11 protein-coding genes, 1 tRNA gene and 1 pseudogene are annotated in these 14,437 nt (G+C 68.1%); 5 read left to right on the forward strand and 8 right to left on the reverse strand.

Annotation, left to right across the window (positions count from 1 at the left end):
* Window positions 1-504: 504 nt before the first annotated feature.
* Window positions 505-655: pseudogene (locus BST14_RS32580) on the forward strand (hypothetical protein); the annotation flags it as partial.
* 185 nt (window positions 656-840) lie between these two features.
* Here the strand turns inward: BST14_RS32580 and BST14_RS02420 are convergent.
* Window positions 841-2,832, reverse strand: a complete 1,992-nt coding sequence (locus BST14_RS02420) for a TPM domain-containing protein (protein WP_083062990.1) — start codon at window positions 2,830-2,832, stop codon at window positions 841-843.
* Between the two features lie 143 nt (window positions 2,833-2,975).
* Between BST14_RS02420 and BST14_RS02425 the strand changes: the two genes are divergently transcribed.
* The 3 genes from BST14_RS02425 (at window position 2,976) to dnaG (ending at window position 6,920) form a co-directional block, all read left to right on the forward strand.
* Window positions 2,976-4,253 (forward strand): deoxyguanosinetriphosphate triphosphohydrolase, encoded by a 1,278-nt coding sequence (locus tag BST14_RS02425; RefSeq protein WP_083062991.1) that lies wholly within the window; start codon window positions 2,976-2,978, stop codon window positions 4,251-4,253.
* A 67-nt stretch (window positions 4,254-4,320) separates the two neighbouring features.
* Window positions 4,321-4,938, forward strand: a complete 618-nt coding sequence (gene sodC / locus BST14_RS02430) for a superoxide dismutase[Cu-Zn] (protein ID WP_083062992.1) — start codon at window positions 4,321-4,323, stop codon at window positions 4,936-4,938.
* 29 nt (window positions 4,939-4,967) lie between these two features.
* On the forward strand, window positions 4,968-6,920 hold the full coding sequence (gene dnaG, locus BST14_RS02435) for a DNA primase (RefSeq protein WP_083062993.1): 1,953 nt from the start codon (window positions 4,968-4,970) through the stop codon (window positions 6,918-6,920).
* Here the strand turns inward: dnaG and BST14_RS02440 are convergent.
* Window positions 6,904-7,182 (reverse strand): hypothetical protein, encoded by a 279-nt coding sequence (locus BST14_RS02440; protein WP_083062994.1) that lies wholly within the window; start codon window positions 7,180-7,182, stop codon window positions 6,904-6,906. The genes dnaG and BST14_RS02440 overlap by 17 nt on opposite strands.
* A gap of 263 nt (window positions 7,183-7,445) precedes the next feature.
* Between BST14_RS02440 and BST14_RS02445 the strand changes: the two genes are divergently transcribed.
* Window positions 7,446-7,518, forward strand: a tRNA-Asn gene (locus BST14_RS02445).
* Between the two features lie 14 nt (window positions 7,519-7,532).
* Here BST14_RS02445 and BST14_RS02450 read toward each other — a convergent pair.
* From BST14_RS02450 to BST14_RS02475, 6 genes are all read right to left on the reverse strand, one after another.
* Window positions 7,533-8,936, reverse strand: coding sequence for an NtaA/DmoA family FMN-dependent monooxygenase (locus BST14_RS02450; RefSeq protein ID WP_083062995.1), 1,404 nt, complete (start codon window positions 8,934-8,936; stop codon window positions 7,533-7,535).
* Window positions 8,933-10,057, reverse strand: coding sequence for an LLM class flavin-dependent oxidoreductase (locus BST14_RS02455; RefSeq protein ID WP_083062996.1), 1,125 nt, complete (start codon window positions 10,055-10,057; stop codon window positions 8,933-8,935). Before BST14_RS02455 ends, BST14_RS02450 begins: the two co-directional genes overlap by 4 nt.
* Window positions 10,054-11,172: an LLM class flavin-dependent oxidoreductase gene (locus tag BST14_RS02460; protein ID WP_083062997.1), complete on the reverse strand. Its 1,119-nt coding sequence runs from the start codon at window positions 11,170-11,172 to the stop codon at window positions 10,054-10,056. Before BST14_RS02460 ends, BST14_RS02455 begins: the two co-directional genes overlap by 4 nt.
* Before the next feature lie 218 nt (window positions 11,173-11,390).
* Window positions 11,391-12,074, reverse strand: a complete 684-nt coding sequence (gene cysE, locus BST14_RS02465; RefSeq protein WP_083062998.1) for a serine O-acetyltransferase — start codon at window positions 12,072-12,074, stop codon at window positions 11,391-11,393.
* Window positions 12,075-12,076: 2 nt separating this feature from the next.
* Window positions 12,077-13,009, reverse strand: coding sequence for a cysteine synthase A (gene cysK, locus BST14_RS02470; RefSeq protein ID WP_083062999.1), 933 nt, complete (start codon window positions 13,007-13,009; stop codon window positions 12,077-12,079).
* On the reverse strand, window positions 13,010-14,302 hold the full coding sequence (locus BST14_RS02475) for a thioester domain-containing protein (protein WP_083063000.1): 1,293 nt from the start codon (window positions 14,300-14,302) through the stop codon (window positions 13,010-13,012). It abuts the gene before it with no gap.
* Window positions 14,303-14,437 lie beyond the last annotated feature (135 nt).

Here is a 14,437-nt window from a genome sequence, read left to right on the forward strand (position 1 = left end):
TGTTGCAGACGTGAATAGTGGGCAAAGGGCGACAAATTCGCTTTTTGGGTTATGCGGGCATATGCGGCGCCAACGTGGTATCGCGACACGCCATTCCTCCGATGGGTCTTGGAAAAACCCGCCACCGGTCAACATGTTCACCATCCGAGCCGTCTGCAACCGAGCACCTCGCCACCTTTGAGACGCGGTCCAGCCCGGCGAATTCGGCTCAGCATAGCCGTCAAAGTCGTTGTGCCGCACGAACTTCACTGGCAGTCGAACCGCCGCATCGGATCGCCGGCGGCAACACGAACCACTCGGGCTCGTCGCTTCCGAGGGCAATTTCGGCGGCTGCCACCGCGGGCTTCGGGGGGACGGTCGCCCGTTGCCTGGCACGTGCCCGGAAAACGAAATCTGGCAATTCCCGCATATTTTCTTCACTCTGTCTTAAGATATGAACCGGTTGGTGTAAATAAGTTCGCCACAGCGCCCAAACGTTCTAAAGGGCTGTGGAAGGGGGCAGGGGTGCTTTTGCCTCTCGGTTCGCCGTTGCCGGATGACACGGTGTCGGCAGTTCGAGGAGAGTCCGGTGTGCTCGGTGGCCTGTCGGTTCCGCTGAAGTGGGGCGTGGTAGTCCCGCCGGATGACTATGACCACTGGGCGCCGAAGCCGGATGCTTGCGCCGAGACGTTTGAAGAGGCGGGCGACGTTCCCCGCCCGACCGCGGTTGCGGACGGCGTGTGGAGCGGGTGGGACGGCGACACCGTGTCGCGGGGCTCGGGCGTGATCCCGCATTCCCCGGCAGCCGGCTGAGACCGGCGAAGACCCGAAGCCGCTGCGGTCGGCGGCGCTGGGCGCCGCTCAGAATCGGCCGCCGCCGCCCATGTAACCGCCGCCGGACGAACCGGCGCTGCCACCGAACGAGGTCGGGCTCCAGCCGCCGAAGCCGCCCCGCATGCCTCCGCTGAGCACGTTGCCGATGATGATCCCGCCGAGCATCGCCCCCATGTCACTGCCGCCGCGGCCCAGGTAGCCCCGCTGGGCCAGTTGCACGTCGTCGTTGGCCAGCGACTGCGCGGTGGCGGCCAGCGTCGACGCCGCATTGGCGTGTGCGATCGCCTCGGCCGGCAGCGTCGAGCGTTTGTCCTCCGCGGCCTGGAGGTGCCGCCTGGCTTCGGCAAGCCGGGTGCGCGCTTCGGGACCGATGCTGCCCCGGCGCGTGTCGATGTAGTCCGACACCGCACGCACCCGCGACTGCGCGGTGAACAACGCCTGCTTTAGCGACCGGTTCAGCCGCTCGGCGGCGGCCTGCTCCTGGGCGAGGGTGGCCAGCAGCCCGTTGAGGGCGGCGTCGGCCTTGGTCAGCTGACCGAAAGCGCCGAGCGGATCGTCGGAAGCGCCGGCTCGGGCGCTCTCGACGGCCCTGATGGCGGCATCGCGCGCCGCAACCAGATCGCCGGTGCGCGCGGTTTTGACCTTCGGTGTCTTTCGCAGCAGTTCGTCCGCGCGCTCGATGTCGTTCTGGATGTCGGTCATGGCCGACGGCAGCCCGTCGATGGCGTGCTGGATGTCGCCGGCCGCGTTGTCCACCGCGTCGAGCAATGCGCGCGCCTGGCCCAGTGCCGACTCGGCGGCGCGGACGGCGTCGACCAAACCGGCTTGCCGCCCACTGACGGCATGCGCGGCAAGCTCGCGAGCGCTGGTGATGTTGCGATCGGCGAACGCCAGCCGCTCTTTGGCGGCGGTCACGTTGCCGGACACCGAAGTCAGTGCGGCTGCGCTGAAGTCGTTGTGCAGCGCGGCAAGTCGTTGTTCGGCCGGCACGATTCGACTGGTGAGTTCCACGTATTGCTGTGTCAGTGAGTCCAACCGAGTGGGGGCGTTGATCACCAGATCGCGCAGCTTCTCGAACGCCTCGGTCTGTGACTCCAGTTCGCGGTCGGCGCGCGCCGCCGCGACGATCACCTGGGTGAGCAGCTCACGGCGCTGCGCCGGCGTCTCGGGCGTGTCGTCGTCGAGTTGCTGTCGGATCGTGAAGGCTTGGGATAGAGCAGCTTTGGCGTTGGTCACGGCCTGGGTGAATGGCTGGGTCCGGTCGGTGCCGAACTCCGTGACCGCCAGGTCCAATTCGTTGGCGCTGGTGCGTAGCGCGTTGTCGACGTCAACCACCAGTTCGCGGGACAGGTCGTCGAGTGCCTGGGGTGGCACCGCGGCCAGCGCATCGGCGTCGGTGGGGTCGACCCGGCGCGCCGCCGCCAACGCCGCGGCGCGCCGGCGCCGGCGGCGATAACGCATGACCAGCAACAGGACTGCCAGTGCGACGAGAATGCCCGCCAGCACGGCCAGCAGCGCCACCCGGCCGGACGAATCGGGCGAGGTGTCGAGTCCGTTCGCCGCCGCGACGGCGGCGCCGCTCCAATCGCCATTGTGCAGGGCGGGCTCGATCTTGTTGCGCCGCAACTTGTCGACCTGATTTGCGGTGACGCTCCTGACCGTGGAGGGCACCAGGAAGGCGTATTCCCGACTGTTGGTGCCGACGGCCAGTAGCGCGTCATAGGCACCCAGGTCGCTGCTGTGCACGGTGCGCTGTGCCCACCCGGCCGCGCTTTGCCCGGAGAAGTTGTCGACGTAGACCACCCACAGCCGGATGTGGCGGTCGGTGTACAGCTTTCCCAGAGCGGAGGTGACCGCCGCGCGCCCCGAATCCGACAGGGCCCCCGCGTTGTCGGTGATGTAGTCGGCCAACCGGAATGGTGGTTGCGCGCCGGCGGTCGGCGCCGTCACCAGGCACCCGCCGAAGCCGACCGTGAGGATCGTCGTGATCACGGCGATCAGGCGAGCGGTGCAACGCATAGGGCCAATCTAGCCCCGCGGCGAAGCAGGCCAGTAGGCCTGATGAGGAGTGGGGCGGTCAGGCACAGCCCCGCGACGAAGCAGGCCAGTAGGCCTGCGTCGAGCCATACTTCGGCGAGCATTCCCTGGCAGACTGTGCGTCGGTGAGCGGGAAACAGCACGACCCCTACGACGACTTCGACCGTCAACGACGGGTGGCCGAAGCGCCCAAGACTGCGGGCCTGCCGGGCGCCGAGGGTCAGCACCGCACCGACTTCGCCCGGGATCGGGCGCGCGTCCTGCACAGCGCCGCGCTGCGCCGATTGGCCGACAAGACCCAGGTGGTCGGGCCCCGCGAAGGGGACACACCGCGCACCCGGCTGACGCACTCGCTCGAGGTCGCCCAGATCGGGCGGGGGATGGCGATCGGCCTGGGCTGCGACCCCGACCTGGTCGAGCTGGGGGGACTGGCCCACGACATCGGCCACCCGCCCTACGGTCACAACGGCGAACGGGCTCTCGACGAGGTCGCGACGCACTACGGCGGCTTCGAGGGCAATGCCCAGAACTTCCGGATCTTGACCAGCCTGGAGCCCAAAGTCCTTGACGAACAAGGCAATAGCGCGGGGCTGAACCTGACACGCGCGTCGCTGGATGCGGTGACCAAGTACCCGTGGCCCCGCGGCGAAGGGCTTGGAAACCGGACCAGCAAGTTCGGGTTTTACGACGACGACCGCGAGCCGGCCGCCTGGGTTCGGGCGGGCGCACCGGAGGGCCGGATGTGCTTGGAAGCGCAGGTCATGGACTGGGCCGACGATGTGGCGTACTCGGTGCACGACGTCGAGGACGGCGTGGTGTCCCAACGCATCGACCTGCGGGTGCTCGCCGACGAAGACGAGGCCGCGGCCCTGGCCAAACTGGGTGAGTCGGAATTTTCCCGGGTGCGCGCCGACGACTTCTTGGCGGCGGCGCGACGGCTCTCCGCCCTGCCGGTGGTCGCCGCCGTCGGCAAGTATGACGCCACGCTCGCGGCTTCGGTCGCCCTCAAGCGGTTGACCAGCGAACTGGTTGGCCGGTTTGCCTCGGCCGCCATCGCCACCACCCGTGCGGCGGCCGGTCCGGGCCCGCTGGTGCGTTACCGGGCCCAGTTGCAGGTTCCCGATCTGGTGCGCGCCGAGGTCGCCTTGCTGAAAATCCTGGCGCTGCAGTTCATCATGTCCGATCCGCGCCATCAGGAGACCCAGGCCGGGCAGCGTGAACGCATTCACCGGGTGGCGCACTGGCTGTATGCGGGGGCGCCCCGCACGCTGGACCCGTTCTTTGCTGCGGCCTTCAACACCGCCGCCGACGACGGCGCCCGGTGGCGCGTGATCGTCGACCAGATCGCCTCGTATACCGAGGGTCGGCTCGAACGGATCGACACCCGCCAGGCCGGCCGATAAGCACCGATTGGCGCCAACTCGTCCGGTCCGGGAATCGAAGCGGCCGCCGCGAGTTAGGCTGCCCGGCATGAAGAAATTCAGCGGCTCGCCCATTGTGGCCTCCTTGTTGATGGGGCTTCCCGTCGTCGCCATGACTGCCTGCAGTTCACCGCAGCATGCGAGCACCCAGCCGGGCACCACCCCTCCGGTGAAGAGTGCCGCTCCGACGTCGTCCGGTGAGACGACCACCCCGGCGCCCGCCGGCGGCTCGCTCAGCGCGGAGCTGAAGACGCCCGATGGCCGCTCGGCGGCCACCGCGACGTTCGACTTCACCGGCGGATACGTGACCGTCACGGTGAAGACGGTGGCGCCCGGCATCCTGACGCCCGGCATCCACGGCATGCACGTGCACGAGATCGGCAAGTGCGAGCCGAACTCGGTGGCTCCCACCGGCGGTGCGCCCGGCAACTTCTTGTCCGCCGGCGGCCACTACCAGGCGCCCGGACACACCGGCAAGCCCGAAAGTGGCGATTTGGCGTCGCTCGAGGTCCGGCAGGACGGCTCGGCGTACCTGGTCACCACCACCGATTCGTTCACCCGGGACGACCTGCTGGCGGGTAACAAGACCGCGCTGATGCTGCACGGCGCCCAGGACACCGAGAACGCCATGGATCGGGTCGCCTGCGGTGTCATCGGGACCGGCTAGCGTCCGCCGTAGCGACTTAGACTGAGCCGATGTCACGCCCGGCAGGTTCACGCGCGCAGGGCGATGGCCGTGCCCGGGGTCGTGGCCGGATTCCCGATCGCGACATCGCTGCCATCCGCGAACGGGTGCGCATCGACGACGTCATCGGCGACTACGTCCAATTGCGGCGTGCCGGCGCCGATTCGCTCAAGGGCCTGTGTCCGTTCCACGACGAGAAGTCGCCGTCGTTTCACGTCCGCCCCAACCACGGCCACTTTCATTGCTTCGGCTGTGGTGAGGGCGGCGACGTCTACGCGTTCACACAGAAGATCGAACACGTCAGCTTCGTCGAGGCCGTCGAACTGCTCGCCGACCGGATCGGCTACACCATCAATTACTCCGGCCCGGCGACCAGCGCGCAGCGCGACCGCGGCAGTCGCAGCCGGCTCGTCGCGGCCAACGCCGCGGCGGCGGAGTTCTATGCGGCGGCGCTGGAATCCGCCGAGGCCGCCCCGGCCCGGCAGTACCTGACCGAGCGGAACTTCGATGCCGAGGCGGCCCGTCACTTCGGTTGTGGCTTTGCGCCCTCGGGCTGGGACTCGCTGACAAAGCATCTGGTGCGCAAGGGATTTGAGTTCAAGGAGCTGGAGGCGGCCGGCCTGTCACGCCAGGGCCGCCACGGACCGATGGACCGCTTCCATCGCCGACTGCTGTGGCCCATCCGAAGTTCGGCCGGCGAGGTGATCGGCTTCGGCGCCCGGCGGCTCTTCGACGACGATCCGATGGAAGCCAAGTACATCAACACGCCCGAAACGCTGCTGTACAAGAAGTCGAACGTGATGTTCGGCATCAACTTGGCCAAGCGCGACATCGCCAAGGGGCATCAGGCCGTCGTCGTCGAGGGCTACACCGACGTGATGGCGATGCATCTGGCCGGGGTCACCACCGCGGTTGCGTCGTGCGGCACCGCGTTCGGCGACGAGCACCTGTCGATGCTGCGCCGGCTGATGATGGACGACAGTTTCTTTCGCGGCGAACTGATCTACGTTTTCGACGGTGACGCGGCGGGGCGGGCCGCCGCGCTCAAGGCCTTCGGCGGCGAGCAGAACCTGGCGGGGCAGTCGTTCGTGGCCGTCGCGCCGGACGGCATGGATCCCTGTGATCTGCGGCTGAAATCCGGTGACGGCGCGCTGCGCGATCTGGTGGCCCGGCGAACCCCGCTCTTCGAGTTCGCGATCCGTTCGGCGCTGGCCGAGACGGACCTGGACAGCGCCGAGGGCCGGGTCGCAGCGCTGCGCCGCTGCGTGCCGATGGTGAGCCAGATCAAGGATCCCACGCTGCGCGACGAGTACGCCCGCCAGCTCGCCGGATGGGTCGGCTGGGACGACGTCGCGCAGGTCATCGACCGCGTGCGCCGCCAGGCCAAGACGTCCAACACCCAGGCTCGCGGCGGGCCGGGCCCCAAGGGTCCCCGCCCCGGGGCGCAGCCGCCCGCCGCGGCCCAGCCGGCCGCCAGCCGTCCGGACCCACGCGACCCCACGCTGTGGCCGCAGCGTGAGGCGCTTAAGGCCGCCCTGCAGTACCCGGCGTTCGCCGGGCCGGTGTTCGACACGCTGACGGTCGAGAGCTTCACCCATCCCGGATACGCGGCCATCCGCGCGGCCATCGAGAGCGCCGGCGGCACCTCGAGTGGGATCACCGGCGCGCAGTGGATCGAGGCGGTGCGTGAGCAGGCCTCGTCGCCCCTGACCGCCGGCCTGGCCAGCGAGTTGGGGGTGGAGGCCATCCAGGTCGACGAGGAGAAGCTGCCGCGCTACATCGGCGGCGTGCTGGCCCGGCTGCAAGAGGTATGGATGGGCCGGCAGATCGCAGAGGTGAAGTCCAAGCTGCAACGTATGTCACCGATCGAGCAGGGCGACGAGTATCACGCCCTGTTCGGCGACCTGGTGGCGATGGAGTCTTACCGGCGCAGCCTGTTGGAGCAGGCTAACGGCGACGATTAGACGGCGCCAACACGTCGTCGGCCAAGTGTTCGACGTCGCGTTCCATGATGGCCGTTTGGTCGTCGATCTCCGCCAGGGTGACAAAACCGGCGTCGGGCGAGATCCGATTCGCGATCTTGCGCCGCCCCCCATCGATCATCGACTTGGCCACCGGGCTGCTGGTCAGCGCGCGATAGGTGCCGACGAGCTGCTCGTATCGGCGACGCCCGGCCTTCGAACCCAGCACATATCCCAGCCCAAGCACCACGACATACCGGATCAAAACTTTCCTCCCGACTATCGATGGCTCCATCCTGCCTCACCGGCCGGAGCGCCCGCGCGGTCGATCCCGGTCTAATTGGGGGCGACCCGCCGCGCCCGGCTCCGCCGCGCTTGCGATCGCCCCGGTCTAATTGGGGGCGACCCGCCGCGCCCGGCTCCGCCGCGCTTGCGATCGCCCCGGTCTAAAGGGTGGCCGCTGGGTGGTCCAACGCCAGTTGGGTGCGGTCGTGCCAGTACGCTAGAGTCGTCCCGCGATCGGGTTAGTCCCCTGTAGCTCAATTGGCAGAGCATTCGGCTGTTAACCGAAGGGTTCCTGGTTCGAGTCCAGGCGGGGGAGCACTTCTTTTAGTCTCAGCCTGTAGCGCGCCGGCCTTCGAGGCGCTCGACGCCGGCCGGGCGCCCGGCCAGCCCCGGCGCCGGCGACAAGCCCAGATGGTCGCGCAGCGTGCGGCCGCGGTATTCGGTGCGGAAGCTACCGCGCTCCTGCAGCAGCGGCACCACCTTGTCGACGAACTCGTCGAGCCCGTGCGGCGTCAGGTGCGGCACCAGGATGAAGCCGTCGCAGGCATCCGACTGCACGTACCGATCGATCTCCGCGGCAACCTGCCCCGGCGTCCCGACGAACTGCTGGCGGCTGGTCACCTCGATGATCAGCTCGCGGATCGACAGGTTCTCGGCTTCCGCTCGGGCACGCCAGGTTTCGGCGACCGTCTTGGGGTCGCCGTGCCGGACCCGTCCTCGGGTGATGTTCGGGTTCTCGACGGGATCGACGTCGGGCAGCGGACCGTCGGGGTCGTAGGCCGACAGGTCCACGCCCCACACCTGTTCGAGGAACGCGATCGCAGTCGGGCCGCTGACCTGCTGCTCGCGGATGTGACGTGCATTGTCGTGCGCCTCGGCGGGGGTGTCTCCGAGCGCGAACGTTGCGCCGGGCAGAACCTTGAGTTGGTCGGGGTCTCGCCCATAGGCCGCGGCGCGGCTCTTCACGTCGCTGTAGTAGCGCTGACCGGCCTCGAGCGACCCGTGCAAGGTGAACAGGGCATCGGCGTGCCTGGCGCCGAAGTCACGGCCGTCGTCGGAGTCCCCGGCCTGCAGCAGCACGGGGTGGCCCTGCGGCCCCGCGGGCAGGGAGGCGACGCCACGGACGTCGAATTGCGGACCGTGGTGCTCGACGACGCCGATGCGGGCCGGGTCGGCATAGGTTCCGGCGTCGACGTCGGCGACGACGGCATCGGGCGCCCAGCTGTCCCAGAACCGCCGCGCCACGGTGATGAATTCCTCGGCCCGGTGGTAGCGGTCGGCGTGGGCGAGAAATCCGCCGCGGCGGAAGTTCTCCCCGGTGAACGCGTCGGAGGAGGTGACCATATTCCAGGCCGAACGCCCATCGGACAGGTGGTCCAGCGTCGCGAATTGCCTTGCCACCTCGTAGGGTTCGTTGAACGTGGTGTTGATGGTGCCGGCCAGACCCAGCCTGTCGGTGACCGCGGCGAGCGCGGCCAGCACGGTGAAGGTGTCGGGCCTCCCGACGACATCGAGGTCGTGGATCTTGCCGCGGTGCTCGCGCAGCCGCAGACCCTCGGCGAGAAAGAAGAAGTCGAACAATCCCCGCTCGGCGGTCTTGGCAAGGTGCACAAACGATTCGAACGCTATTTGACTGCCCGCGCTCGGATCCGACCACACCGTAGTGTTGTTCACCCCGGGAAAGTGGGCGCCCAGGTGAATTTGCTTGCGACGGACTGCTTCTCGAACGGTCATCCGGTCAATCCCCATCGTTTGGCGATCAGTTCGTGTGAGCGCAGCCGGTCGACGTGCCGGTGCGTCACGGAGGTGATCACCAGTTCGTCGGCGCCGGTGGCCCGGCTTAGCCGCTCGAGCCGGTCGGCGACCTCGTCGGGGTTGCCGACGAATTGCGTCGCGGTGCGGTCGGCCACCAGCGCCTGCTGGTCCTCGGTCAAGGGCTCGCAGAAATCGGGATCGGGGTAGGGGATGGCACCGTGGCCGCTGCGGATGGAATACACCCACCGGCCGTAACCGGACGCGAGGTACCGCGCGGTGGCGCTGTCCTCGGCGACCACGACGTCGGCCGACACCACCACGTACGGCTCGGCCAGCCGGGCGGACGGGCGAAAGGCATTGCGGTAGGCGGTGATCGCATCCAGCGCCGTGCCGGGGGTGATGTGGTAGCTCGCGACGAACGGAAGCCCACGGGCGCCGGCGACCTCGGCGCTTTGTCCGTTGGTGCTGCCGAAGATCCACGGCGTCAGCTGGGCGTGCCCACCGGGAACGGCATGTAGCTCATGGCCGTTGACGCTGAAGGTGCCGGCCAGCATCGCTTCGATATCGGCCAGCTGATCGGCGAAGTCTGGAGGTTGTGCGCACGGTTGCGCCAGCACCGAAGCCTGCGCGCGGATCCGCTCGCTTTTCATCAGCGGTGTCTGGTCGAAGGGTGCGGGGATGACGACGCCCTCGACGTCGCGCCACGGCGCGGGCGCGCGTGCGGCCCTGGCCGGGGCAGACGACGCGGCCGCCTCCTTGCGCCGCTGCCCGGACCGGCCCAGGCCCATGTCGATGCGGCCGGGATAGAGCGCGTCGAGGATGCCGAAGCTTTCCACCACGGCGAGCGCCGTCGTGTGGCCGATCTGCACGGCGGCCGACCCGACGTGAATTCGTTCGGTGGCCGCGGCGATCTGGCCGATCAACGTCACCGGTGACGAGCTGGCGACCGCGACGAAGTGGTGTTCGGCCAGCCAGAAGCGCCGGTAGCCCCAGCGCTCGGCGTGCTGGGCCAGATCGATGGTGTTGCGCAGGGCCGTCGCGGCGTCGCTCCCGGCGCTGATGGGCGCGAGGTCGAGGATCGACAGGGCAGTGGTGCTCATGACGCCGTCGCATAGCGGTTGGGGGCGGCCGGCAATCCGAGGCGTTCGCGCAGTGTCTCGCCGTCGCGGTAGCCGGTGCGGAATCGGCCGGCGCGCTGCAGGCGCGGCACCAGGTCGTCGACGATGCCGGGCAGATCGAGGGCGTTGACCGCGGGGCGTAGCCGCACCCCGTCGACCCCGGCGTCCTGCCAGGCGAGCAGCAGGTCCGCGAGATCGCCTGTGCTGCCGACGAATACGTGCGCATCGGAAGAGATCTCCGCCGCCGGGGTTACCGGATCGTCGACCAGCGACACCACCAGGTCGGCATAGATTTTGAGCTTCCGGCGCGCGGCGCGTTCCGCGTGGTCGACGTCGGCCAGGATCGCGCGCAGCGAACCCTCATCGCGCGGGGTGATGAACACCAGGTCGGCGTTGGCGGCGGCGAACTCGTAGACGCGTGGCGCGTGCGCCAGGGCGGCCACCACCGGTTGGCCCTGGGGCGGCCGCGGGGTAATCGAGGGTCCTTTGACCGAGAAGTGTTCGCCGACGAAGTCGATGTAGTGCAGTTTGTCGCGGTCGATATAGCGGCCGGTTGCGACGTCGCGGATGACGGCGTCGTCCTCCCAGCTGTGCCAGAGCCGGCGCACCACCTCCACCGCGTCGGCGGCCTCCTCGAACAGCTCGTCGCCTTCCGGCGCGGCCCGCCGGCCGAACAGCGCCGCCTCGTGCGCCGTCGGACTCACCCGCACCTGCCAGCCCGCCCGGCCATGTGAAATATGGTCAACGGTCGCAATGGCTTTCGAGACGTGGAACGGTTCGGTATGGGTGACTGTCGCCACCGGAATCAGGCCGATGTGCCGGGTGGCCGGCGCGACGCGGGCGGCCACCAGCGTGGCGTCGGCGCGTCCCGCCAACCGCCGCGGCGAGATGTCGGCCCGACGTCCGGGCTGCGCGTCCAGGCTGTCGTCGATGGTCACAAAATCCAGGAGCCCACGCTCGGCGGTGCCCGCCAGCGCCGCCCAATAGCTACCGCTGAGTTGCCCGCCCCCGGTCGCGTTGTGCGCGAACGCGTATCGCCATGCCTGGGGGTGCCAACCGTAGCCGTCCAGCCCCAGGGCCAGATGCAGGTCGGTCATGGGCTGACCCCGATGATCACCATCGGTTCAGCGTCGCGCAATCGTGGTCATAACCCACTGTGCAACGCTGCGGGCGGCGCTGCATTCCAAAATCGGGTTATGTTCAGGCTGAGTAATACTTCGCCGAGCTCACCTGGGTCAGAAAGCGGCGATGCGAGTTCGGTGCAGCGTGGCGAATTCGGGTCGCCGAACCGTCTTCGGCTGAACGCCACCGTCTTTCAGATGGAGAAGTCCTCGCCGTGCCACACACCGGCTTCGGGCGGCCGGATGACGTGATTGGCCTGGGCGCCGTCCGCCCGGGCTTCGAGCTTGGTCACGCGGGTCAGCAGCGACTGAAGGCTGACGCCGACGAGGTCGGGCATCATCGAGTCGTCCGGGCTGCCGGGGCGGCTGCGGCTGATGACCTGGCCGGGCACGCCGATGACCACTGAGCTCGACGGAACCTCTTTGACCACCACGGCGTTGGCGCCGATGCGGCTGTCGTCGCCCACCTTGATGGCGCCCAGGATCTTCGCTCCGGCGCCGATAATCACCCGATCACCGATCGTCGGGTGTCGCTTTCCGACGTCCCTGCCGCTGCCTCCGAGGGTGACGCCGTGGTAAAGGGTCACGTCCTCTCCCACCTCGGCGGTCTCACCGATCACCACTCCGGTCGCGTGGTCGATGAAAAGACCGGGGCCCAAGACGGCGCCGGGATGGATCTCGACGCCGGTCAGAATCCGGGTGATCTCGGCGGTGATACGCGCGATTAGCCTTGCGCCGCGGTTCCACAGCCAGTGGTTGATGCGGTGGCACCAGATGGCGTGCACGCCGGGGTAGGCAAAGATCACCTGCAACGTGGTCGGGAGGGCTGGATCCCGCTCCCGGGCCGCTCGTATGTCACGACGGATGGCTTCGAGCATGGCTAATCGGCCAGGTCGGCGAATAATGGCGTGCTGAGGTACCGCTCGCCGAAGTCGGGTAACACCACGACGACGAGCTTTCCGGCGTTCTCGGGCCGGCGCGCCACCTGCAGCGCGGCGACGACCGCCGCCCCCGACGAGATACCGACCAACAGTCCCTCCTCGGCGGCCAGCCGCCGGGCCAGGGTGATGGACTCCTCGTTGCCGACGGCGATCACCTCGTCGACCAGATCCATCGCGAGCACCGGCGGGACAAACCCGGCGCCCAGGCCCTGGATGGGGTGCGGTCCCTTCTGCCCGCCGGACAACACCGGCGACCCGGCCGGTTCCACGGCGATGAACTGCGCCGAGGGCTTGCGCTCCTTGATTACCTGGGCCACGCCGGTGATGGTGCCGCCGGTGCCGACTCCGGCAACGAAGATGTCGATCTTGCCGTCGGTGTCGCGCCACACCTCCTCCGCGGTGGTTTTGCGGTGGATCGCGGGGTTCGCCTTGTTCTCGAACTGCTGTGGCACGAAGTAGCGTTGGTCGCTCTTGGCCAGCTCCTCGGCCTTGGCGATAGCGCCCGGCATCCCCTCGGCGCCCGGGGTCAAGACGATCTCGGCTCCTAAGGCGCGCAACAACATTCGCCGCTCGACGCTCATGGTCTCCGGCATGGTCAGCACGCAGCGGTAACCGCGGGCCGCGGCCACCAGCGCCAGGGCGATGCCGGTGTTCCCGCTTGTCGGCTCGAGGATGATGGTGTCCGGTTTGATCAGGCCGGCCTGTTCGGCCGCGTCGATCATCGCGACTCCGATGCGGTCCTTGACACTGTTTCCCGGGTTGAAGAATTCCAGCTTGGCGACGACGTCGGCGACCGCACCTTCGGTGACCCGGTTCAGCCGGACCAGCGGGGTGTTACCGATCAATTCCGTGACGTTCTCCGCGATGCTCATCTATCTTTTGTCTCCAACGACGTAGGACCAGGCCTCATCCGCCTGCCAGCTAATATCGAACTCTATGTTCATCTCGGTGGGGATGGCTAGCGCTACTGGGGTAAAGCGTTGCGACGCTTCATCCAGCGCCACCCCGGTGAGCACCCGTCCATGCAGATCGCCAACCGTTTTCGCGGTGAGCGTTATTCCCGAGGTGCCCGGCGCCTGACGAATATAGAAATCTGTGCCGGGTTTGATCGCCTCGCCGAACGCGAAGCCGTCCGCGTCCACCAGCTGGTGACCGTCGGTGGCGCAGAGGTTCAGCGGAATTCGCACCTGGAACGGCCCGACGAGCCCCGAATCCGCTACGGCGTGCTGGTCGACCAGCACGGCTTCGTCGGCCTGGTGAGCGAACTTTTGTGCCTGCGTGAGCAGGTAGTTGTACAGATGCACGACCCTGTCGGCGTTGCGGTAGTGGCGGGCACCGGTGAGCCGGAAGCTGACGTGCTCGATTCGGGAGATATCCCCGTCGCAGGGTGCGGCGACCAGCCGGTAGTAGCGGTACCCGCGTCCGCCACGGCCATGGCTGCTCGACGACAGTGTGCTGCCCTCGCCCAAGCTGCGTTGGAAGCGGCCCCGGCCGGGGCCCACGGACAGCTCCGATCCCGAAACATCGTGCCAGGCAACGCCGTTGACTGATTTTTGCAGCTTCACCGTGACGCACCCGGTCGAGGCGGTCGACACGGAGTAGCCGCCGAGCTGAGGTGCGCCGTCGAACTCGAAGGTAATCACCTGCCCGGGCTTTCGCTGAACGGCGACGGGCACGTTGAGCGGCCGGGTGTCCAGCGCCAGGCCATTGGTGAAGAACCAGATTGCGGCCTGAGTCGCGGCGATCGCCTCGTGCTCGTTGATGTTGCCCGGTCCGAGCGGATAACGCGCTTCGCGCACTTGGCGGCTCAGTTCGGCGGTGGAGCACATTGGAAAGGAGTTCCGCAGGATCCAGTCGACCGTGGCTTCGTGGTCGGACGCGCGCAGATGTGGCAGTGCAGCCCAGGTGTCGACGCGGTAGCGCGAGGGGTGCTGCGGTGCGATGCCGGTGAAATCCAGGGAGTAGGCGTGCACGTTCGGGTTGAGTCTGATCAGGTCGGTGCGCGCCCAGCTGCCGTCGGTGAACACGACCCGGTCGACGGTGTGGGAATAGGTTCCGCCCCGGTAGCGGGTCATCCGGTTGAGCGCGGTGGCCGGTCGAACCACCGAACGCCGGCGGGTCGCCACTGGGGCCAGGGCACGGTTGGGCTCAAACAAGATGGTCATGGGTTGCTGGTCTTCCTGAAACTTTTTGGCCTGCGCTTCACACCGCCGGGCAGACTCGGCCGTACCGCCCCGGGATGGGCTAGCGCGGGGATTTCTACAGCGTCAAAGGGCTCAGGAAATCAACAACAACAGCAA

Source organism: Mycobacterium arosiense ATCC BAA-1401 = DSM 45069 (assembly GCF_002086125.1).
Lineage (GTDB): Bacteria > Actinomycetota > Actinomycetes > Mycobacteriales > Mycobacteriaceae > Mycobacterium > Mycobacterium arosiense.

Excerpts from the sequence above, each read along its gene's own strand:
- BST14_RS02420 (WP_083062990.1), bottom strand. The coding sequence starts at position 2,832 with ATGCGTTGCACCGCTCGCCTGATCGCCGTGATCACGACGATCCTCACG.
- sodC (WP_083062992.1), top strand. The coding sequence starts at position 4,321 with ATGAAGAAATTCAGCGGCTCGCCCATTGTGGCCTCCTTGTTGATGGGG.
- dnaG (WP_083062993.1), top strand. The coding sequence starts at position 4,968 with ATGTCACGCCCGGCAGGTTCACGCGCGCAGGGCGATGGCCGTGCCCGG.
- BST14_RS02450 (WP_083062995.1), bottom strand. The coding sequence starts at position 8,936 with ATGACCGTTCGAGAAGCAGTCCGTCGCAAGCAAATTCACCTGGGCGCC.
- BST14_RS02455 (WP_083062996.1), bottom strand. The coding sequence starts at position 10,057 with ATGAGCACCACTGCCCTGTCGATCCTCGACCTCGCGCCCATCAGCGCC.
- BST14_RS02460 (WP_083062997.1), bottom strand. The coding sequence starts at position 11,172 with ATGACCGACCTGCATCTGGCCCTGGGGCTGGACGGCTACGGTTGGCAC.
- cysE (WP_083062998.1), bottom strand. The coding sequence starts at position 12,074 with ATGCTCGAAGCCATCCGTCGTGACATACGAGCGGCCCGGGAGCGGGAT.
- cysK (WP_083062999.1), bottom strand. The coding sequence starts at position 13,009 with ATGAGCATCGCGGAGAACGTCACGGAATTGATCGGTAACACCCCGCTG.
- BST14_RS02475 (WP_083063000.1), bottom strand. The coding sequence starts at position 14,302 with ATGACCATCTTGTTTGAGCCCAACCGTGCCCTGGCCCCAGTGGCGACC.